Origin of the sequence: Sphingomonas sp. CFBP 13714 (genome assembly GCF_014842205.1) — a bacterium.
GTDB classification, from domain to species: domain Bacteria; phylum Pseudomonadota; class Alphaproteobacteria; order Sphingomonadales; family Sphingomonadaceae; genus Sphingomonas; species Sphingomonas aerolata.
In genome coordinates this window covers 860770-881940 of the sequence record NZ_JACYVG010000001.1, presented here as the reverse complement: position 1 = coordinate 881940, position 21171 = coordinate 860770, and the positions used below count along the sequence as shown (strand labels likewise).

The 21171-nt window shown below is 59.0% G+C and carries 15 protein-coding genes and 1 pseudogene; 7 read left to right on the top strand and 9 right to left on the bottom strand.

The window, feature by feature from the left end; translation table 11 throughout:
* Window positions 1–86: 86 nt before the first annotated feature.
* The 4 genes from IFT54_RS04240 (at window position 87) to IFT54_RS04225 (ending at window position 4407) form a co-directional block, all read left to right on the top strand.
* A complete protein-coding gene (locus tag IFT54_RS04240) occupies window positions 87–1547 on the top strand; it encodes a hypothetical protein (RefSeq protein WP_197984544.1) in 1461 nt (486 codons plus the stop codon).
* 222 nt (window positions 1548–1769) lie between these two features.
* The gene (locus tag IFT54_RS04235; RefSeq protein WP_192069722.1) at window positions 1770–2537 is read left to right on the top strand and encodes a glucose 1-dehydrogenase; all 768 of its coding nucleotides are present in this window, start codon (window positions 1770–1772) and stop codon (window positions 2535–2537) included.
* Window positions 2534–3430 carry a glycosidase gene (locus IFT54_RS04230; protein WP_192069657.1) on the top strand — a complete coding sequence of 299 codons (897 nt, stop codon included), beginning with the start codon at window positions 2534–2536 and terminating at the stop codon, window positions 3428–3430. The genes IFT54_RS04235 and IFT54_RS04230 overlap by 4 nt, the downstream gene beginning before the upstream one ends.
* A 254-nt stretch (window positions 3431–3684) precedes the next feature.
* Window positions 3685–4407 carry an HNH endonuclease gene (locus IFT54_RS04225; RefSeq protein ID WP_192069656.1) on the top strand — a complete coding sequence of 241 codons (723 nt, stop codon included), beginning with the start codon at window positions 3685–3687 and terminating at the stop codon, window positions 4405–4407.
* Window positions 4408–4568: 161 nt separating this feature from the next.
* On the opposite strand, the pseudogene IFT54_RS04220 reads toward IFT54_RS04225, so the two are convergent.
* Window positions 4569–4895 (bottom strand): annotated as a pseudogene (locus tag IFT54_RS04220) (toll/interleukin-1 receptor domain-containing protein); the annotation flags it as partial.
* Window positions 4896–4954: 59 nt separating this feature from the next.
* On the opposite strand from IFT54_RS04220, the gene IFT54_RS04215 reads away from it, so the two are divergent.
* The 3 genes from IFT54_RS04215 (at window position 4955) to IFT54_RS04205 (ending at window position 8941) form a co-directional block, all read left to right on the top strand.
* On the top strand, window positions 4955–6676 hold the full coding sequence (locus tag IFT54_RS04215) for an ATP-binding protein (protein ID WP_192069655.1): 1722 nt from the start codon (window positions 4955–4957) through the stop codon (window positions 6674–6676).
* A gap of 2 nt (window positions 6677–6678) precedes the next feature.
* Window positions 6679–7581: a hypothetical protein gene (locus tag IFT54_RS04210; protein WP_192069654.1), complete on the top strand. Its 903-nt coding sequence runs from the start codon at window positions 6679–6681 to the stop codon at window positions 7579–7581.
* 229 nt (window positions 7582–7810) lie between these two features.
* Window positions 7811–8941: a methyltransferase gene (locus tag IFT54_RS04205; RefSeq protein ID WP_244648507.1), complete on the top strand. Its 1131-nt coding sequence runs from the start codon at window positions 7811–7813 to the stop codon at window positions 8939–8941.
* 450 nt (window positions 8942–9391) lie between these two features.
* Here IFT54_RS04205 and IFT54_RS04200 read toward each other — a convergent pair whose 3' ends face one another.
* The 8 genes from IFT54_RS04200 to IFT54_RS04165 form a co-directional block, all read right to left on the bottom strand.
* Complete coding sequence (locus IFT54_RS04200; RefSeq protein ID WP_192069652.1) at window positions 9392–10117, bottom strand: hypothetical protein; 726 nt, start codon at window positions 10115–10117, stop codon at window positions 9392–9394.
* A 22-nt stretch (window positions 10118–10139) separates the two neighbouring features.
* Window positions 10140–11915 (bottom strand): AIPR family protein, encoded by a 1776-nt coding sequence (locus IFT54_RS04195; RefSeq protein ID WP_192069651.1) that lies wholly within the window; start codon window positions 11913–11915, stop codon window positions 10140–10142.
* 2 nt (window positions 11916–11917) lie between these two features.
* A complete protein-coding gene (locus IFT54_RS04190) occupies window positions 11918–12931 on the bottom strand; it encodes a PD-(D/E)XK motif protein (RefSeq protein ID WP_192069650.1) in 1014 nt (337 codons plus the stop codon).
* Window positions 12915–15731 (bottom strand): Z1 domain-containing protein, encoded by a 2817-nt coding sequence (locus IFT54_RS20875; protein ID WP_192069649.1) that lies wholly within the window; start codon window positions 15729–15731, stop codon window positions 12915–12917. The genes IFT54_RS04190 and IFT54_RS20875 overlap by 17 nt, the downstream gene beginning before the upstream one ends.
* Window positions 15728–17230: an ATP-binding protein gene (locus IFT54_RS04180; protein ID WP_197984543.1), complete on the bottom strand. Its 1503-nt coding sequence runs from the start codon at window positions 17228–17230 to the stop codon at window positions 15728–15730. The genes IFT54_RS20875 and IFT54_RS04180 overlap by 4 nt, the downstream gene beginning before the upstream one ends.
* Window positions 17227–19125 (bottom strand): sigma-70 family RNA polymerase sigma factor, encoded by a 1899-nt coding sequence (locus IFT54_RS04175; RefSeq protein ID WP_192069648.1) that lies wholly within the window; start codon window positions 19123–19125, stop codon window positions 17227–17229. Before IFT54_RS04175 ends, IFT54_RS04180 begins: the two co-directional genes overlap by 4 nt.
* 18 nt (window positions 19126–19143) lie before the next feature.
* Window positions 19144–20442 (bottom strand): type II restriction endonuclease, encoded by a 1299-nt coding sequence (locus IFT54_RS04170; protein WP_192069647.1) that lies wholly within the window; start codon window positions 20440–20442, stop codon window positions 19144–19146.
* A gap of 276 nt (window positions 20443–20718) precedes the next feature.
* Window positions 20719–21171, bottom strand: a complete 453-nt coding sequence (locus tag IFT54_RS04165; protein WP_192069646.1) for a DNA mismatch endonuclease Vsr — start codon at window positions 21169–21171, stop codon at window positions 20719–20721.

The following is a 21171-nucleotide window of genomic DNA, read 5'->3' as shown; positions in this document are numbered from 1 at the left end:
CGGGTTCGCTCGACGCCCCGGGGATTACCGTAATGCCATTCCTATTGTCTCGCCTCGCTTGCGTGGCGGTTCGGTCCACGGCTCGCTTGACGTCCGTCTTTGACGCCGTGAGCGGGCGCGCAATTGGCAAGACTGCCCGGCGCTGGCTTTACCTTGTTCATCGCTGGGTCGGCATTGCCAGCTGCCTGTTCTTCGCGATGTGGTTCCTGTCCGGGTTGGTGATGCTCTACGTGCCCTATCCCTCCCTCTCTTCAGCTGAGAAGCTGACCGGGAGCGAGGCTATCGACTGGGCAGCGGTGGACGTACCGCCACCGCTTGAGGGTGGATATCTACCGCAGGAGCTTATGCTCGAAATGCGCGACGGCACGCCTGTCTGGCGCGTCGCACAGTGGGATGGATCGCATGTGACGGTCGCAGCCCATCGGGGGGCAGTTCTGCCGCTGGTTGACGCGCTGTATGCCGCTCGGGTCGCCGGTCGCTTTGCACATGCAACTGTAGAGCGCGTTGATCATCTGGCACGCGATCAGTGGACGGTTGCGGGTGGCTTTGACCGGCATCGACCGGTCTGGAAGGTCGCGCTCGCCGACGCGTCCGGCACGGAGGCCTATGTCTCCTCGAGTACGGGCGCCGTCGTGCAGGTAACAACCCGCCGCGAGAGGTTCTGGAACTGGCTTGGTTCGGTGCCGCACTGGCTTTATCCGACGGTGCTGCGACAGGATCAATCGGCCTGGCGTCAGGTCGTGCTGTGGGTGTCAGGCCCCTGTATCGCTGCCGCGGTAGCGGGCATGTGGATCGGCATCTTGCGGACGCGCATCGGCGCACGCCGCTTCAGGGGCGGACGGATGACGCCCTATAACGGCTGGATGCTCTGGCATCATATCGCAGGGATGGTTGGTGGTGTCTTCCTGATCGCCTGGATCTTCAGCGGGTGGCTGTCGGTCGACCCCGGCCATCTGTTTGGTGGGACAAAACCGGTCCAGGCCGCGATGCGCGTCTATCAGGCATCCGATCAGATGCCGGTCGTATCGCTCGACCGACTACGCGCCGTAGGTTCCGGTGCAGTGATCGCGCAACTTATTGATAATGCCGGAACGCCACTTGTGTTGCTCGCCTATCGTGACGGCCGGCGATCCGCTGTGGATGCGGTCATGCTCACCCCGTCGCGCCCGACCACGCACGCCCTGATGACTGGAGTCCGTCGTCTGGCAGGCTCCACGCGGTTGATCGCGATCGACCGCCTGACGACGCCTGATGCGTATTGGTATGCGGTCGCAACCCTGCCACAGCTGCCGGTGCTCCGGCTGCGTTTCGCTGATCCGCCACAGACGTGGTTTTATATCGATCCCGCCACCGGAGAGATTCTGAAGACCGTCGATAAGCGGCAACGGGCATACCGTTGGGCATTCGACCTCCTCCATAAATGGGATCTCGGCGTGCTCACTATGTACCGGCCGGCCCGGGATATGCTGATCTGGCTGTTCTCGATCGCAGGCGGGGTGACGTCGATAAGCGGCATCTGGCTGGGATGGAAACGGCTCAGACGATGACGGATGGACCCAGTCCCGGTCAGTCACAGGTCAATCGCCCCTTCATGAAACCGGACGTCCGTTCATCGACGATAAGTGGGCGTCCAGAACACGAATTACCCAGTTTGAAATACTCGCGCTCAAGCCCGCTCAAGCCTGCTGCAGCCGCACAGGCGAAAGGTACCTTTATGGCAGCGAATTCATGCAACTCGATGTCACGCCGCAGGTTCAGCGGTGATGACCATGTTCGACAATCAGATTGCTATCGTCACCGGCGGTGAATCCGGCATTGGTGCGGCCTGCGCCAAGTTGTTGGGCGACGCCGGGGCCCGCGTTGTGATCACCTATTTGAAGGATGCCGCCGCGGCGCACGCGGTCTGCACCTCGATCGGTGGGTCCAACCGCGCGATCGCGGTGCAAGTTGATGTCAGTGATGAAGCCGCGGTCGAACGACTGTTCGCGGAGGCCGAAAAAACGTTCGGCATGGTCAGCTTGCTGGTCAATTCGGCCGGATTGAACATGAGCGGCGTGATGCTCGTTGACATGGAACTTACGCAGTTCGACCGGGTCATCCGTTCCGATCTCTACGGTCCGTTCCTCACCTGCCGACGAATGGTGCGCGCGCTCGAGGCAAAGAACGCGACGGGGCGGATCGTCAATATATCGTCGATTCACGAACGCGCGCCGCGACCGGGCGGCGTCGATTACGACTCAGCTAAGGGTGGCCTGTCGCAGTTGACGGCCACGCTTGCACTAGAGCTGGCGCCGAAGGGCATTGCGGTGAATGGCGTCGCGCCTGGGATGATCCTTACGCCGATGAATCAATCCGCACTGGATCATCCGGACGAGCTGGCGGCGAAAGAGGCGGCAATCCCTTGGAAGCGCGCCGGTCGGCCCGATGAGGTCGCGGCGTTGGTCGCTTTCCTGCTGTCGCCAGCCGCGGACTATATCACCGGCACCACGGTAACAATCGACGGCGGCTTGTCATTGACTGTGGCGCAAGGCGCATGACGATCGCCTATGCGGTCGAGCAGCTCGACACGGTGACTATCTCCGCTACGTCTGCGATCGACGGCATGGACATGATGAGCCCGTTCGTCTGGAGGGAAGGCAATCTCTACCGGATCATGGTTCGCGGCGTGCCGCATCCGCTCGGGCCCAGCGATCCGACCGGTATCATTGCGCGCGGAGAGAGCCGCGACGGGCTGGTCTTCACTATGGATCCGGGGCTCGCAATCACACCCGGGCCGGGTGCTGAGGACATGGGCGGATGCGAGGATCCAACCGTGCTCGTTGCCGGCGACGAATATCTCGTCTATTACACTGGCGTGGACGCTGCGCGCGCGCAGGGATGCATGATTTTAGCTGCGGGGCCCGACCTGACCGCGCTGGTCAAGGAAGATCTGGTGCTGAAGGCACCACCCGGCGAAGGCAATATCAAGGAAGCGACGCTCGCACAGACTGCGACCGGAGATTGGCGCCTATTTTACGAATATGCGGCCAAGGGCGCGTCGCGGATCGGCATGGCGGGCGGGCCGACCCCGAAGGGTCCTTGGACTGTCCTCCCCGACCCTTTCGGCATCCGCGAGGACAGCTGGGACAATTGGCATCTGTCGACCGGGCCTATCTGGCAGGCGGCGGGGCAAGATCCGGTGATGTTCTACAACGGCGCGACGCACGACGCGCGCTGGCGGATCGGCTGGATCAGCTTCAGTACGGATTTCGCGCGGGTAACGGGGCGTGGGCTCGAGCCGCTGCTCGTGCCGCCACCAGCGCTGACCCGCGAGGCCACCGACATCGCGTTTGCCGCATCGAGCGTGACGGAGGGCGACCGGATCGCGCTGTACTACTCGCTAGAAGACCGGATGCTACGGCGGGCGCTAATCAGACGATATGGCGGTTAAAGAATTGAAAGCCGTAAGTGTAGATTGCGAGTCTGCGTCGTCCGCAATGACCCAGATGCGGACATTCGCGCGTGCTTTACCGCCACCTAGCTTCTGCCGTTCATTCAGCTTCCAAATTCACCTGAACAGTGCTGATGCGGCCTGGTAGAGGCGAACGCGGCGGACGCCGACCTCCGCCGGTGCTGGCGCCTCTTGTCACCGAACATCGCACGACTGTTGCCTTCAGCCGTGCGGTCCGGGCATGAACGGCTGGAATGGCAAAGCAGCAACTTAACGCGATCACACGCGAGGCGATTTGGAAGGCGCATGGCGGCCGCTGTTTTTACTGCGACCACCCCGTGCGATTTGCGGACATTGAAATAGACCATTTCATTGCGGAGTCGACATCGGTTGGTGAGCTGGAAAGATTGATTGAAGCTGGTGTGCTGCCGCATGGATTTGACATCTTAGGCCATGAAAACCTCGTTCCGGCCTGCTCGCGTCACAACTGCGAAAAGCATGACCTACAGTTTACAGACCGGTTCATCGCTTTGCAAATAGTGAGGATCGAAAAGGCAGCAAAAAAGGTGCGTCGTGACCTGAGTCACACCCGCAAGCTCTACAAGCTCGATCAAATTCTGAGGCATCTTCAAAAAGGTATTGATGACGGATCATTCTCGCCTGAGGAAGCGCTTGACTATATGCGCAAACTCGATCGCGCACCATCCATGAGTGAATTCATGAATACAGCTGTGCCGCCAGAGGGACCACAGCTCATGTTTACCGATCGCGCCATAACGCATATGCGCCAGCAAGGCCTCTCTCTTGAGCGACTGGCATACGCGCTGCAGGCGGCTGCACGCTCGCGTGGCCTGCGCATCAGATCAACGGACGATCAGGGAAACCTATTCGAGGTCCGGCTCGATCAGTCGCACCGGCTGATCTACCGCCAAGCGGGCGAGTACCTTATTGTTGAAGCGCTTGAGCGGCATCGTTGAGGCCCACAAAGCGACATTGGCGGGCAGTCGTCCGCTCCCTAAAAGCGAACGCTCGTTCATCGTTTATGCACCGGTGACGGACATCGCATTACCGGCGATCTAGGATCTCTGACCCTGCGGCCTTAATCCCCCGGCGATGGGACGGTGTTGACGTTTGACCTTTATCGATCGCGCAACTTCACCAACTCTGCGACAATTTCGGCGGTAGACATAAGGCTCGTATTGAGCGCCATACGTCCCGCCAGCGATGGTGATCGTTGCGCCACCTCATCCTTGGTCAACTTGTGCCAAATTGGTAACAGACGGCCGGTACCGCTGGTCGCCTTCTCCAGTAGTCCGTCCAGTTCGTAGTTTGGCCAAGGTTTGGCGAAAAGATCAGGTGAGAGAACTGCTACACCAAAATACGAGCCAGCAAGCCCAGCATCAATCTTTTGCCGCAAGCTGTCCCCCCACTCGATGGCGGCGGTGTCGTACCAGATGTGGAGGCCAGCCGTCTTGGCCTGTCTAGCTCTATACGTTGAGCGGCTATGTGGTTAAGTCGTCTAACATGGACGAAAATACCACGATTGATCAGGCGACTATCGAAGATGCCACCGGTTTTGAAGAGAGGGCGGACCAACTCTCCGTGAGCGAACTTCGCGGTGAAACCGTCGTAGAGGATATTTTCGACCAGATCAGACGAGAGTTAATAACCCGAGGCCTCGTCTTGCTTGAGGGGCCACGCGGTTGCGGTAAGACGCACATGATGCGGTACGTCGAGTTGGTCTGCGAGGACGAGATTAATAAGCCGTTCGCCGTGTACGTAAGCTTCAATAGGTACCTTCGCCTAGAGCCCTTGCTCGGAATCAGGACGGACGCGCTCAATCTTTTTCAATCTTGGGCACTCGCTCTTCTCGTTCGCGCCACTCATGAAAAGGTGCGGCAGCTGGCACCCGCTGCGGATTTAGATCCCGAGCGCTTGCTAAATGTCACGTCCGAGCAATTGGATCTGCTGATTGCTAGGTTAGAGCGCGGCCAACAGCCCAATCAAGAGGAAGAGCTCACGGCCGAATCCTTGAGAGTCGAGGTTGTCATCAGCTATTTAAGGCTAGCCGCCGCAGCTTGCGGGCGTCGGCGAACTGTCCTCTTGTTGGACGATGCGGCTCTGACGCTAAGTCGGGACTTGCTCATCGAATTCTTCGATCTCGTCCGCGTCCTGAAGACGCACGACATATCCCCGAAGGCCTCCGTATACCCGGGGACGACCGAGTATGGTCCGCGCTTTCATGCCGATCACGAAGGCAGGAGGGTTGCGGCTTGGTTGCCGGTGGACGATCCTCGATACCTGAACGTAATGCGCAATATTGCCGCTGTTCGCTTCCACGACGTCGGAGATGTTCCAGCGGAGGTAAACACCGTACTGATGTACGCGGCGTTTGGCGTACCGCGTGCGTATTTAACGTTGCTACGAGCTTGGCAATTGCGGAAGGGCGGGAATCCTCAGGCTGTGCTGAACGAGGTCGTACGTGAGCATAGGGATGCTCGCCTTGCTGAGTACCGGTCGCTCGCGGCGAAGTTGCCAACTCTGGCGACACTAGTGCGCACGGGAGAGAAGCTCTTCGACGAGGCGGTGGCCTCGCTGGTAAAGCAGAATCGTGAGTTGGCCGATCAGAACGAGAAGCAACTGCTGCTTGGTGTGCCATCGGCGGATCTTAGTCCGATGGCGCAGCGTATGATGAATCTCCTGAACGAAGCAGGTCTCGTTCGGCAGGAAAGTCCGGTGTCTCACGGAGAAAACCGCGTTTACATGCGGTTCATGCCGCACCTTGGAGCCTTGATTGCCGCGCGCGCCTTCGAAAGCGGAAAGGGTGGTGGTTCGCGACGGATTGTAGAAGCCCTTTCGAGGCCAAGCACGAAACACCCGGTGCGACGTTCATTAAAAAACCTTATTGGTGACTTAGTGGGCGATCTTCATCTCGACGAGCCGCCTTGCCAAAACTGCACCGCGCAGCGTCTCAGTCCTAATCAAAAGTTCTGCCACGTCTGCGGCCATAAATTGCTCGACGAATCCACTTTCGAGCGGTGTATGCGGCTGCCTATCGACGAGGTGCCGGGCCTGAGTGATTTCAAGCTTGCTCGTCTTCGGGAGCAGGAAATCACGACGATTGGCGCGCTTGTTGCGCTCTCTGATCCGGGGACGGCAATTCGTCGCGCCAGAGGAATGGGGCCACAACGCGCCGCACAGGTAATTGATACCGTCCATCAATATGTCGATGAGTTCTTAAGCTAGATATGTCGCAAATGCAGGATTGGAGAAGCATCGTCACGGTGCAAGCGATCGGACGGCCTGAAACGAAGGTCATGTTCAGACAAGAGAGAGTCGATCCCGACGCGAGTCCAATCGACGTTTTTATTCGCAACACCGTCGCGATCAACATGCTGTATATCGGACACGTGCGCGACGGCATCACCATGGCCCCCGAGCTCGGATCTTTGGTGCTGTTGGGTTACATGTCGGCCGTAGAGAGTTATTTTAGAGCTGTTCTGCGTGGCGCGATCCACATCGATCCGAAGGCTCAGAAGGCCGTCGAAGCGATGCAGGTCACGTATGGCGCGGCCCTACATCATTCACGCGAACTATTGCCCGAAGCCTTGTTCGAGGGAGTGTCGTTTGCTGGGAGGAAGGGCGCTATCGGTTTTGTTCGCGACGTGCTTGGCCTCAGCGGCAATCTGCCGGCGACGGTGGAGTCCGCGCTAGATCCCTTTCTGTCCATCTGCGAGATCCGGCATTGCTGCGTGCATCGATTCGGGAAGCTCGGCAGTCAGAACGCTATCAAGCTCGGGCTTGGCGATCATTCCACGCTTATTGAGCAACCGTTTGAGCCGACATTGGATCACCTTCAAGAGATTGCCGATGCACTTTTGACGTTTTCGAAGACCATTAACAATTGGCTCTGGACGGAGCTGTTGCGTCGAACCGTCCGCAAGACGCCGCGGGACACCGGTGTCATTGAGTGGAGCTGGTTTTGGGAAGATGATGCACAGGCGTTTCGTGAATATCACGGCCTCTTCGCCTCTACTCTCGACAGTCCTCCATCTCCTTCCGATGAGGTCGCATATACTGCATTCGCACGAGAGTTCGGGCCGCCAGGGGCGCCCTTCTTTCAGTTGGCTGAGGATAATATCGCAGACTAGGTAGAGAGAATGACGGCTATCGAGCTGCGGGAACGGACGTTGGAACCGTCGTCGACACCGCGCCGCCGCTCCCCCGAGAGTGCTGCCGAAACCTGTTGAACCGGTAGATAGTGGTGGTACCGGAGTTCTTGCAGCGATGCCGTTCCGGCGTGGCGATGATTTGCAGGTGGGAGTATGAGGCGAAGTGCTGTGCCGATTTGACAGTCCCGAATGGCTCGGGGGGTTGCTGATGGACAGCTTGAGCGTAACTGCGCCTTCGTCGATCCTCGATCTCGGTTGCGGAGGAGGTGCCCTTTCGATTGCTGCGCTGTCTCGTTGGCCAAGCGGACGCCTAATTACCGTGGACGTCGATGTAGGCACGGCGGGCGAGCTTCAGCGCGCACTCATACGTCATCCCGGGATTTCCCACCGCCACGTAGTCGCCGATATGCTTCGAACTGCGTTCGATGGCTTCCATGACATGACCGCCGGAACCGTGGACCTCGTCATCTCGAACCCGCCTTATCGGAACGCCAAATGGACGCCGGATTTAGCTCTCATTCTCGAGCGAGCCGGCCTACCTACGCCGAGCAGCATTGGTGCAGAGGTGCCGATGGACCTCATGTTCTTAGCGCAGGCTCTTCACTTTGTACGTCCTGGTGGCAGTTTGGGATTCATTCTGCCGGACTCGTTGGTCACTGGGCAAGCGATGACTCCCTTTCGCGAGGCTCTGCTCAAGCTGCACAGTGTGCGCCGGGTCATACAGCTTCCTCGGCGCGCCTTTAAGAACACCGATGCTCAAGCTTATATCGTTGTGGTGGAGCGCAGCGGGCGGGGCGCACTGGTGCGATTGGACCGAGTGGCAGCCGACGGCTCTTGGCAAGATCCGGTGCACGTCACGGGAGAGCAGGCTGTGCTCCGTCTTGATCACGGCTATCACCGCAACACGCAAACCGAGGTACGGAGCGGACGCACGTCTCTTCGGGACATAGGCGTTCAGGTTCATCGCGGGGATCTTAATTCGTCTGAAATTCGTCGTTTGGCCTGCCCGACGTTTCATACGGTGAACTTCCAGGGCTCCGGCGCCTCGGTTTTACTCGGCGGCTCCGCACCTCGCGGTGACGGCGTCTGGGCGTCGCCGGGAGACCTGCTAGTCGCTCGTGTTGATCGCAATCTCGAGAGGAAGATCGCTGAGGTCGCCGCGGGATACGCCCGGCTCTCAGACTGTGTGTTCCGATTGCGGTGTCCTGAGGGTATGACGCGGAGGGTCCTCAACGGCCTGTTGTCTTCCGAGGGTCAAGCACAGCTTTCTGCTCGTGCCCGCGGGACTGGTGCTCGGCATATTAGCATGCACTCACTATTAGATATCAGAGTTTGTTAATAGGATCCTGTTGCCGGTATGCGCCACAGCCGTTGAGCATCACCCCGAGCCCGTACGACAACAGGAGTACTACGCGGAATCTGGCTCCACGCTTCGAAGGCTAGCGGTCCAACGATCCAGCCGACGGTAATCATTGGAGCGCGTCTGTCTCGGTGAGAATGTTGTGCTAACTTACGGCTGCCAGCCGGGCATCGATCAGCGGCCACGCGTCCTAACACGCGCGGTGCAGCGCAAGTGCGGCAGCCATGCTATGCCGGTCACGCCATTCAAAAGCAGAGCGACGCTCGGCGATCGATGACGCGGCGAAGTTTGAATTTATAGATCCCATTCGCCGTCAGCGAAAAAAGCTTGGCATCCAGTCCATTAGACAAAGCTACCGAGTTTTCCATGTCCGCGCCTGTGGTATCGCTCGTTGGCGTTAGATCAGCACCCCCTACACCTCGTTCAATATCACGATCGGGGCGCAATCACCCCGCGAATGGTATGCTCGAAGCCAACTCCAGCTATTTCAGGCGGCGGCGGTTCGGGAAACGCTAGAATAATGTCGTCCCACTGCGGCTCACCGGCCGCGATCGTTGCAATTTCCTTCTGCGCAGCAGCGGCTTTACTACGAAGTGCTTCGTCGGATTGCACAACGTACATTTCCGGTTCGTCCTCCCAGCCGGCCGGTTGCTTCTCCAAATAAGTCCCGAGTTGCGATGTGAGGTCCCGGCCGGCTGCTGGATCGATGTCGAGGGCTGCAAAGCCGGATCCCGGCGCCACCTCAATACCGAACAACCAGGAAATGCGCGCCGCTGCCAGCCCGGTTCCAGGAGCCAGTACAAGCAGTACCGTACCGTCCGGTCTAAGTGCAATCAGCAGCAAAGCGCCTGCGGTCGCCCGTTCGGTTACTGGATTGTCTCTGTAATAGACACGGTATTCAGATCGCGTGGGGTGACGCGCGCGTGAGTCGTACCAGGTAAGATCGCCGCGCTCAGTCAGGAACGCTCCATCATCAGGCATCCAGACAAAATCGGTGTCGATACGACGTGGCTGCTCCGCACCAAAAGCTTCCCGCAGAGCCTTCGGTGCGTTGAATTCATGCTGGTTCGACCGTGAACGGTCGGCCTCCACCGCGGACAGTCGTTTGAAAACAACATGCGTGAATTCGGAAGCCAGAGCACCTGATATTTTCATAGTTTTTTGCTATCGTTCGTGATCATGTAAGCTCCGGTATATTCGTTGGCGGTTGGGTATATTTTCGGCTGCTCACTTCGGCCCAGCATTCTTCCTTTTTTGCCCATTCCGAAACCATCCGCTGTCCGGATGATTTACGCAGCGCCTTGTCGACTTCGCTGGCGAGCAGCGCAACGTACTGAAGCAGTGGTGTCGACAGCCCCTGCCTGACCCAGACCGCATCGAGCGACAGTTTGCCGGCCGTAAGCTGAGCCAGCGTGGCTACGGTATAGGAAACGATATTGGCCTGAAACGAGGCATAGTTACCCGACCGCACTGCTTTATGAACACCCTTGAAGAGTATCGCCTGAGCAATCAGGCGCTTGTAGCCAGTGGCGTTAACCGGATCAGGACTGGTATCGGCAATATCGGCCATGAATTTCTCAAAGTTTTTCTGAGATCCAAGAGATACCAAGTGAGGTTTCTGTTCCCATGCGTGCACATATTTTGCAAGATCGGTCTTGATTATCTTGCGGGACGGCGGAATGGCGTCTTTGAGTGCTTTAAGCCTTGCTGGCGTGTTGCCCTCGCGCGAAAGCATTACGTTGTAACTGCCGGAGGCCCGTTCATAGAACCATCGTCCGACGCCGTCAGGAAGGTATGTCGAGAGAGCGAGCTTTTCGAGTTCGATATGGAAAGGACGGTTCGCAAAAAGGTCGGAGACCTTCACTGCATTCTGTGAATTGGCGTAGCGTGATATATCGCTGATCAGCGCTTCTTCCGCCACCGGATCATGAACGCGCATCACGATGATTTTGGCCGGCACTCGCACGCGTGAAAGATCGATGTGCCGCTCTTTTCTTTCGGTAAAATATATCGACGCGGTTGTCTGACCTCCGTTGACGATCTGCATGCCACTTAGTGATGAAATGCCAACCGATCCGTCGGCCGCGCGGCTTAACGCTGCTGAATCCGCAACGAGCACGATGCCGTTATTGTATGCCATGAACCGCTCGGGAGCATCGCGCAGAGTGTCTCGTATACCGCGATTGACCTTTCCGGTCTGGCTAAGGAACGAGCGTACGTTAGCTTCCAGCAGCCGCGCGCCATAGCGCTCGTAAATGAGTCGCAGCGCCGCACCGGGAATCGCGGCAAGCGCATAGTCATAGTCCTCAGTCTCCCCGGGCACATACACGCAGGGCAGAGGGGCGCCACAGACCTCTTCAAAGTTGACGATAAGCTCGTCGCGCGGCTTCCCTTCGGCCCAGTGCCGGTACAACCGTTCAATATCCATAACCTCGAGCCGCACCGATTTACCGGCAACCTCGCGTGGTTTGAAGCTCTTCGATTTGGCGACCCGATCCGTTAGAATATAGACTCGGATCTGGTCGAGGGAGGCGTAGCAGTCCTGGATCGTCAGGATGAACTCAAGTGCGTCGTCGGCAGGATCAAGGGCGCTTGCCAGCTTACCTTCGACCGACTTTGCAAGAAAGCGAAGGCACTGGTCCGCCGCTGCCTTGATTTCGCTGTCGGGGATCGCCTCGACCGTATCGAGCCCGTCGTAGATAGTGACGAACAGATCGATCTCATCGGCATCGTCGGACACGGCAAAGCCGCTTAATCGCAGTGTAGCGTTGCCGATCTTCCGTTCAACATGCAATGTCAGCGGGTCGAACGTCATGCCAATGTCGGACATGTGCTCGGTCACGATACCGGTAAAAGCCGCGTCCGGACGAAGGTATTGGCCGGCAACCATCTTCTCGCTGACCTGCGCTCTGACATCGGCCTGCGTCTGAACAAGAAATTCCTCAAGCGTCATTTTCAAAAGACTCCGTGCGACGTCAGATCGGCAACCGTAATCGACGGCACACTGACGAGATCGAGATCGAGGACATATTCGGCTGAGCGGATTTCGGGCTTGGTCAGGCTCCGCATCAGTCCGGGAAAAAGGTCATCGACAGGAAATATGCGGATGTCGACTACCTCGAAAGCGCGGACATATTCGGCGGATACAGAGTCGAAATAGCCGGCATTAAGCAGCTGCAGTTCAAACGCGTTGATCGACACCGTGTGGGCATCCAGCAGCGCGCGGCATTCGGCGACAATCTCGGGCAGCTTGCGTCCTGTCTGCTGAATGCAGAGGCGGACTGCAGCAAGGAGAACGACCCGGCCCAAGGCCGCGTCGAGCTGCTCGAGCGAGCTGATCGACGCAGGGAAACCATTGACCGACAGGCTAGTTTTCACCTCAAGTCCATGGACCGCAAAGAGAAAATCCTGCAGCGATCGTGCCGGCCCCTGCCACGCGTCGACGACAGACCCGGCATCGGCACCAGCTGCGACCAGCGCTTCGATCATGATGAGCTCGCCAGCAAGCCCAAGCTCCGCCTCAGCAGAAAGGATGCCTGCCCGCGGCGACCGCATAAAATCCTGCCATGCTCTGATCCGCGCGAGCAGAAGGCCGAAAAGCCAGGACTCGGCGCGACCGGCATGGACGGCTAGCGATCCAACGATGTCCGCTGCCATCTGCGTGAACATATCATCGGGTGCGTTCGGCTGACGGCTGACACCGATCCACTGCGTAAAAGAGCTACCTGCTGCTTCGGGTACCGCACTGACGGTGAAGCCCCGGCCTGCCGGCAGATCCGCGCGCTTTGGCATCGTGATTCCGCTGAATCCGACAAGCAAGGTTTCGTAGCCTCCGGGGTAATGGATGCCCGCACGAAAGCGCGGTCCCGCGCCACCGAGCGGAATGGTCACCCACCCGTCAGCAACGTCCTGCCCCGCCAGTGCCGACCACGCGAGACGCAGTTCTTCCGTGTCAGTCGGCACCGCCATACTCCAGGTTCCAGGCAACATTATTCACCTTGTACTCAACCTTCACGCCTGACTTGCTCGCGGGGAAGCTGATTCCAAACGCTACGACGGGCGGCAGACCCGCCATGTCCGAACGAGCTTCCGCCGGGTCGAGCAGGTAGAGCAGCAGCAGCGCACGTTTCGGGTTTCCGGCTACGCCCTGGCCGCCCTCGCCGCGGATGCGTCGGATCGCAGGCCCAGATGGCTGTGAGGGCGCTTCGCGCGACTTAAGGCGGGCTGCATCGGCCTGCCATGCGTCTCGCGTAGCAGCGAGTGCTGCATTCCACGCCGGCTCGCTCAGATCCAGTGCTTCATCACGCGGCGAAAGAAGGCGACCGATCGCGTAACGCCCTGTCTGGTTCGACCTCCGCACAAGCATGTCGACGTTAAGCCCAGGCACGATCTCATCGGCCTGGCCCTGTCCTCCTCCAACAATCGCGACTGTCCAGTCGATCAGTTCGCCATTGCCGTTCATTGCGGTGACAAACTCCGCAAGCAATCGGCTGTTGACCTTGTAGGCGTCAGGATGTGTTCGATAGTCGGTGAGAAAAGCGATCACTTCGTCGGACGTGACGTTTTCCCAGAGCCGCCCCTTCCACGTCTGACCGGACAATCCGCGCTCGCGCACCGGATCATCCTCGCCGGCACCGAGCCGGGCAACTAGTCTTCTCGCTGCCTCGTAATTGCGCTGCAGCGTGTCCCGGTCGGAAAAGAGCGAGATGGTTTCCACGACCTGTCCCGAGAAGGACAACATCAGACTCTTTGCTGAGCGCATTTTAAGCCGTGACGTCACCATCAGCACTGGATGCGACTGTACTTTCAGGCCAAACTCACGCGGCGTTGAGCCGCTCGCGGCCATCAGGTCAAATTCCTCGCGCAGCTCTTCGGATGCATCGGCGATATGCCCGAACCACTCAGTCAGTTCCTTTGTGGTGTAAAGCCGACAAAGATCGATATAACCCGGCCGGTAGCCGAACCAGCGCCCCATCTGCATAAGCGTATCGTACATTTTGGACGTGCGCAGGAAGTAGCTGGTGCACAAGCCTTCGAGCGTAAGGCCCCGCGACAACTTATCGCCGCCAATCGCTATGACTTTGAGGCCTTTGCCCCCCTGATCGGCATAATCAAGTGCGTCTTTGGCAGTGCCGTTAATCATTCGCACGTCTGTATCGGCGATCACATCGGGCAGAACCTCGAGTACCTCTGAGAACTCGGGCAAATCAGGGATGTCGCCAAAAATCGGAAAATCTTCGCGGGCAATTGCGCTGGTCGGTATGAAGTCCGTCTCCCACAGCCGGCGCATCTGCGCTTCCGACTTTTCATGACCGACACGTCGCGTCAGACGCTGCTTTAGCGCTTTGACGTACTCCTCGACCTGACCGTGCACCGCTTTCTGAACTGAAGTGAACCGCGTGACATGGACCAGCATTGACGCGTGATCGTCGCCCTGACCGCGCAGTTTGCGCGTCGCGATCGTCAGAAAAAACGAGTCGATCGCCTCCTGCAGCGATTGCGGCATTTCACCCGGATAATGGCCGTTCTTGTGCGAATGCGGCATCCATCCGGACTTGCCGTCCTCCGAGGCGTGATCGTCAACCTCGCGGTACAGTGGCAGACCTGTTGTCCGACCTTCCGGGGAGAGAAGACCGAAGACTTGTGCAGGGCCGACATAGCTCGAGGGCGCTGCAAGGTTGACGATAAACGAGCTGGGGAAAAGATCCGGACCCTCGAGCTTCGTTTCATTCTGCTCGTGGATGAAAATGTTCGCAAAGGGCGTCGCCGTATACCCTACATAGGCGGAGCGGGTGAACGCGTGCAGAATTCGGCGCACAGCACTGTTGATCGCGGTGGGCTGATGCTCTTCGTCCGGAATGCCATCGTCATCGTACAGCTGTTCGCCAGTATCGACCGAAGCATGATCGGCTTCGTCGTCGATCAGCAGTAGCGGCAGATGCGTTACGATTTTTCGACCGGTTTCCTTCTCCTGAGCATCGGCAACATGATCATGAATCCAGCGCAGCAGCCGGTTAAGTACGGTCTTGTTCTTCTTGACCACGAACAACCAGGGACGCTGTTCGGGAGAAATTCCGAGGGAGGCGGCGCGGGTTGCGTTGAAATCGCCTTTGTCGGTGCGGTTGGTGACATAGTTTGGCCGGATCGCAGGATCCTTGTCGATCAGTCCGACGCCGATCGCGCGGGTATCCGCCGCAACCGGATGCGTTTCATAGCCGAGGAACCCCTCGTCGAGCCGCATCTGGGTCTGCGAGCGCAAATTATTGTGCAGCCCGGCGAGCACGATGATGATTTTGTAACCAGCGTCCGCAGCCTTGCAGATCAGGCCGGTATAACTCCCCGTTTTACCCGACTGTACATGGCCAACGACGAGGCCGCGCCGGTCCCATGGCCCGCCACGCCGAGGATCCTCCAGCAGACCAAGGATCGTGTCGGTCGATTTGTCGAGCGCATCAACAGCTGTCCACGACATCCGGCCCTCGAGCATCTCGCTGTACCGCCGCCAGTAGCGCCAGTCGTTCTTGCGGTCAGAGTCGAGCCAGGCGACGTGACCGACATCGCTTTGGATGGTCTTGTCGCTACCGATCCATACGCTGAACCGCCGCACCAGTTCGGCGATTGCTGTACTGCGGTCGTAGCTGTCGCGATAGCGCGGGAAACTCACGAGAAACTCGTCAATCCGTTCACTGATCAGCGCCGGACTGATCGTTTGCGGATCATCTTCGAGCAGGAGTTCTTGTGCGAACTTGACGACCTTTTCGGTGCTCACGCTGATGTCTCCGGGCTCATTTCGAGGGTTGCAATGTAGGCTGGCCAGCTGTCGAACGGCTCGGTTCGCGCAAGCTGCGCGCGTGCGGCTTCGAGTGACAGGCCTTTGTGGCGAACGAAACCAGACAGGACCCGCTGCATGAGGCGGTGAACGTCTTCCGGCGGATTGGCCGGAACCGCGATTGGCGGTGTATCGCGAGCTTCCGCCGTATCGAGCCAGATCTGCTGAACGGGTACTGTTTCTTCGATAACGCGCAGCATCGCGCGAAGAGCTCCGGCGGAAGCGCCGGCATCCTCAAGAACGGCTGCAATTGCAGGATGCGTTGTATCTATCCGGTAGCGGATGCCGTCCTTCGTCCGGTCGGCGTGCCATGCCTGAACCAGCGGCTCGCGCTTGCCGACTGCCTGCGGCTTTCCGCGGAACGCAAAGACGCGCCGCGCTCTTGCGCGCACGTCTTCTGCCAGAACAGTCAGACGTGGGCGCGCCTCAAGTGGCGGTCGTGCCGTCGACTTACGGATGTCTATCTTCCAGTCGGCATCTGCAGCGTTCGGGATATCGATTCGGATCCGGGCAAGGCGATAGGGTTCGTCCTTGGTCCATGAGCGCCCCCGGCCAAGGCCAAGCCAGCTCCCTGCCAGCAGCAGCCGGTCATTGCGATAAACGTAAAAGCCCTGTTGCGTCGTCCAGCCATGCGGTCCAGCGGCACTTTCCCAGGTTTTTGGGTCCAGCCGATCGCGATGCGGCAGGACGAAACCCTGCACCCGGATGGGGCTGCCGTTGACGGTGAACCGATCCTCGCCCGAACGCCACGTATCAAGCCGGCCTTCCAGGAACGGGTCCCAAGGGCGTACCGGATGATCGTTGATCAGGATTCTAAGTTTACGGCTTTCAAGAAAGCGGTGAAAGACCATGCCGAGATGGCGTTCGACCGCGTCCATGACGTCGAGGAACTCCTGTTCGTCATGCATTGCGGAGACGATCCGGTCAGGGATTTCCCAGAGGACCGCTGTACCTGCCTCCTTTCCCTTGAACGGCGCGAGCCGTTCATCTGACCCCGGGTGTAAGCCTTCCAACAGCGACCAGCGCCCTTTCACGTCGGCGAGCAGCACGTCGAGGTCCCACCGCAGCGCGCTGGTTTTTCCGTCACGCCTGCTGACCACGGTCAGCCGACGGCACTGCGAGAACGATGCAGTTTTCAGCCCCAGCCCGAAGCGGCCGAGATCGGCGACGCTGCGTGTCTCTAGTGGACTGCGTTCGCCGAGCCGCATTGCCAGATCAAGCTCGCTTTCGTTCATCCCGCGACCATCGTCGATGATCAGGATCGAGCTGTCAGTCCCCGCCCAGAGGAACTGAATCGACACTGTACCAGCACCGGCCGAGATACTGTTGTCGATGATATCGGCAATTGCTGTGGCGGGCGAATAGCCTAGTCCACGCAGCGCCTCGACCATCGCGCTCGCGCGCGGGGGAGCATCTCTTGATCCCGGTTGCTCGGTCATCGTAAGACACGCAAGTGCGGAGTGTTCCGCGTGGATCGCATCTTCAGCGCCTTAAGGGCCTTGCTTTCAATCTGACGAATTCTTTCCCGTGTCACCGACATTTTTGTTCCGACTTCTTCAAGAGTCTGCTCGTCTATACCTGAAATGCCAAAGCGGCAGCGGATAACGTGTTCTTGCCGAGGCGTGAGCGTTTCAAGCGTCCGAGCAATAATACGCTGATTTTCCTTTGCTACGACTGTAGCGAATGGATTTACTTCATCGTCATCAACCAGCTGGCTGACAATTCTTCGGACTTCGAGTTCCTCAATACTAACTGTGGGATGCCGCAGACGGTCGAGCAGCTCTGCTCTTGCAGGCGACACACCTACCGCCGCCGCCAGTTCGTCCGCGCGGGGTCGACGTCCGAGGCTTTCTATCAGTCGTGTCCGGGCGCGGGCTATTCGCTGGACCTGTTCGTTCAGATGCACAGGTATTCGGATCGTGCGTGCGTGATCCTCGGCGGTGCGGCCACAGGCCTGACGGATCCACCACACGGCGTAGGTCATGAAGCGGTAACCCCGGCTGACGTCAAAGCGTTCGACCGCGCGCATCAACCCAATGCTACCGTCCTGGATCAGATCCTCTAGTAAGACCCCCGGTCGCATCGACCAGTCCGCGTAGCGAAGTACAAGCGGCAGATTAGCTTCGGTCACCCGATCCCGGATCCCAAGATATTTTGCAGTAGCGGCCGTCAGCTGGCTCCGCAGTACGTCCCCTGCGGTACTTCCGGCCAGCGCCGTCGTGAACGTGGCGACCAGATGAGGATCGAGATCGAGATCGATCATGGCCTCGGCATTGGCTTTGCATGTGCCGTCGCGCGCCGCTTTCAGCGCAGCCTTAAGACTTTGCTCCGACTCCTCTTCTACTTCATTTGCAGGCAGCTCGCCCGCTTTATCGTCCGAGAGCACTTCCGCTTCGTCATCGTCCTCGGCTTCCGCTGCACCGAGGCTATGTCCAGCGAGCGGGAGCGCGTGAAGTAGTGTGGTGAACACCTGACGCTTGGCCTCGCGCAACGCGTTGAACATCGACTGTTCGGCACTGCGATCAGGCACAGGTAGTCTCGATACTTCGAGCTGGTAGAGCTCGCTGGACGGCCGCCATGTCCGAAGTGCCTCAACGGCTTCCGCGATCTCGATTGTAACCGCTTCGTCACTGTGCGCGCGAAACGGCTCCGAACTGCCGAACAGTGCCGTCTCGAAGTCTGTCGTACTGGTCGTGATGCCGAGATCTTCCAGCAGCGTTCCGAGGCCTGCGAGGCGTCGGGTAACCCTCGCCAGGTTAGGCCATCCAACGAGAGGATCGCGCAGCGCTTCCCCAATCATCCGCAAGGCGCGTGCGCTGGAATCACTGCCGGGCAGGGGCGTTACATCGGGCAGTTCAATCGCTATGTCGTGCCAGTCGGCATCAGGATTAAGCGCTCTGGCGGAAGAGATCGCCGCCTGTGTTTCGATCAGCTGGCTGAAAACCGTAGCGTCTGCTGCAGCGGCTTCGAAGACGTCCTCGGCTTCCCAGATATCGCCTTCGTCGTGCTGTCGCTCGGGCAAAGTCCCGCTTACCACGACGGCGACTGCGGGAGGTTTGGCAGGCGGCGACGGGACTGTGAGAACCTCGGCCAGGTGCCGGTGCCCGGCGTGCAGCGCCAGATCGGCGGCGGTGCGACCGCTCTGATCTGCCGCAGCATCGGCGCCCTCTTCAAGCAGCAGTCGGCAGATCTCGGCCCGCCCCGCCGCTGCTGCCAGCATAAGCGGCGTCAGGCCCTTGTCGTCACGGCCATCGAGCGGTGTCCCTCGGCGGACGTGCAGAAGCACCGACGTCAGCGACCCCTTGAGGAGCGCCATTCGAAACAACGGATTCATGCCCTGAGCCGTTGCCACCTAAGCAGCCGTCCGGTCAGCGTACGTTCCTGGCGTGGTTGGCGCCACTGTATCCACTGCAGGACCGCTTGTTCTTGCGCATTCCAGACCGCGGACGTCGCCGATGAAGCTCTCAAGTGTCTGCAACGATGGCTGGACCGATTTCGGGAATTTTTCAGTTAGTCCCGCGGGTACGACCAAGCGCACACCGGCGTTGGTCATTTCTGCGAACTGAGCTTCGGAGACACCTTCCTGTAAAGTCAGCAGATGTTTGGTCGGTATCCGATCGGCTTCGTTGAGGATCTGCCGCCACCGGTCGCGGCAGGTCGTTTTGACTGCCAGCATGCGCAGCTGACCAGCCGGAAACGAAGCGTCGCGGTAGGCCGCTGTCGAGGGAAACAGGAAATCGGGCTTTTTGCCAGGCTCCGATTCTGGCTGATGAGCGAATTGCGTGACCTCGTTCAGACCTTCTTCCAAAAAGATTGAGCGCGCATGAAGCTCGAGCGAATTTCCTGACCGAGCTTTTCTGCGCTGCAGGACCGTCTGCGCCCGGGTGAGAAAGGCATCGATCGTTGTGAACCCGGCCAGAATATGCGGAAGCTCGATTGCCTGTTCGACGCTGCGGAAGATTTCAAATTCGCACTCGCGCCTGCGCAGCAGGCGTTGATCGGGGTCGAGGCAAGTGTCATCGCGCAGCTCGCTGACTTTGCGGATGATCTCGACGCCCGTCGGGAACCTGAGCTGCCATTCTTGTGGAATCTCAGCGTCCTTAAGCCAGCAGCTTGTACGCATAGCTGGAGTTTCGGCAAACCGTCCGGCCTGGGCCGCTGGCCAGACCAGCCAGCGGCCCGGGTCGACCGGTCCGACGCGTTCTTCGACCAGCTCCTCTTCCACCGCATCGCGGCATACCCACACGTAGCAGTCAGATGTTCCGCCTATAGCGACGGCAAAGATGGTGAGAGCACCAGTGCTTTCGGGATCGAGCAACGCTGACGTGGCGCCTCCAAATCCCGTCACACGCGCTTCGTCGCGCCCGCGCTTCGCTGCCGTGTCGTGGAAGCGATTATTGTACCAGATTGCTCGTACGATCCGGCGCTCCGCATGTGAGTCAACCGACAGCTCGAACCGGGCGTCGGGATTTTTCACGTCGGGGCGGTTTAGCGTCGGAAAAACGCCAAACAGAAAATTACGGGGAATATACGGTCCCGCCTGATGGCTGTGATTGGCCAGCGTATCGTTCCCGGAGAGGCGCTTGATGTACCAGACGCGGTCTTCGCCGCCATAAACATTCAGCCATTCAAGAAGTTTATTCGCCGCCACCCGTCCCCCAGTCTCAGCTTCATCCGATAGTGCAAAGGTTTAACCATTTTCTTCGGATCCGCATCAATTTTCGGCGTAAATCCTGATCGTTGGCATCGTTTGACCAGCCGCAGTCAAAGCTGAATTTCCGGCCGGCGTAATCCGGGTTTTTCCCGGATTGCGGAGATCGCAGGTGACAGTTAAGGTCGTCTTACTGTCCTTGCCGCTATACCAGCGCGCTCGTCACACTTGGCCAGCATATGCGATTGTCACAAAGGCATTGGCGGCCGAGCGGCACTAACTGCCACGCAGCGTCATCGTTTTCTCGTCGCCTTTTATCCATGTCGCCAAGCCAAGCATCGCCGCGGAAAAGTCTGGTCTGGTCCGGCCCTTCAGCGCGCATTCCCAGACCGTTGCCACCCGCCAGTCGTTTTCGAGCAGAGTTAGTTCAGCGCGTGCGTCGTTGACGACATTGCGGTCGATCTTCGCGCGCCAAAACTCCTCCCGCGTCGCCGGCCACCGAAACAGGTGGCAGTCGTGATGATGCCAGAAACACCCGTTGACGAATACGACCGCACGGTAACGCGGAAACACAAGGTCCGGCTTCCCCGGCAGGTCTCTGACATGGAGCCTGAAACGCAGTCCGCTGGCATGCATCGCACGTCTGATCTGCAGTTCCGGACGGGTGTTGACCGCTTTGACCGCCGCCATGTTCCGGCTGCGCGTCGACGGATCGTGTACGTCGGCCAC

Bases quoted from the DNA above. Each gene is read 5' to 3' on its own strand.
- IFT54_RS04235 (WP_192069722.1), top strand. From the start codon at position 1,770: ATGTTCGACAATCAGATTGCTATCGTCACCGGCGGTGAATCCGGCATT.
- IFT54_RS04230 (WP_192069657.1), top strand. From the start codon at position 2,534: ATGACGATCGCCTATGCGGTCGAGCAGCTCGACACGGTGACTATCTCC.
- IFT54_RS04225 (WP_192069656.1), top strand. From the start codon at position 3,685: ATGGCAAAGCAGCAACTTAACGCGATCACACGCGAGGCGATTTGGAAG.
- IFT54_RS04215 (WP_192069655.1), top strand. From the start codon at position 4,955: ATGGACGAAAATACCACGATTGATCAGGCGACTATCGAAGATGCCACC.
- IFT54_RS04210 (WP_192069654.1), top strand. From the start codon at position 6,679: ATGTCGCAAATGCAGGATTGGAGAAGCATCGTCACGGTGCAAGCGATC.
- IFT54_RS04205 (WP_244648507.1), top strand. From the start codon at position 7,811: ATGGACAGCTTGAGCGTAACTGCGCCTTCGTCGATCCTCGATCTCGGT.
- IFT54_RS04200 (WP_192069652.1), bottom strand. From the start codon at position 10,117: ATGAAAATATCAGGTGCTCTGGCTTCCGAATTCACGCATGTTGTTTTC.
- IFT54_RS04195 (WP_192069651.1), bottom strand. From the start codon at position 11,915: ATGACGCTTGAGGAATTTCTTGTTCAGACGCAGGCCGATGTCAGAGCG.
- IFT54_RS04190 (WP_192069650.1), bottom strand. From the start codon at position 12,931: ATGGCGGTGCCGACTGACACGGAAGAACTGCGTCTCGCGTGGTCGGCA.
- IFT54_RS04180 (WP_197984543.1), bottom strand. From the start codon at position 17,230: ATGACCGAGCAACCGGGATCAAGAGATGCTCCCCCGCGCGCGAGCGCG.
- IFT54_RS04175 (WP_192069648.1), bottom strand. From the start codon at position 19,125: ATGAATCCGTTGTTTCGAATGGCGCTCCTCAAGGGGTCGCTGACGTCG.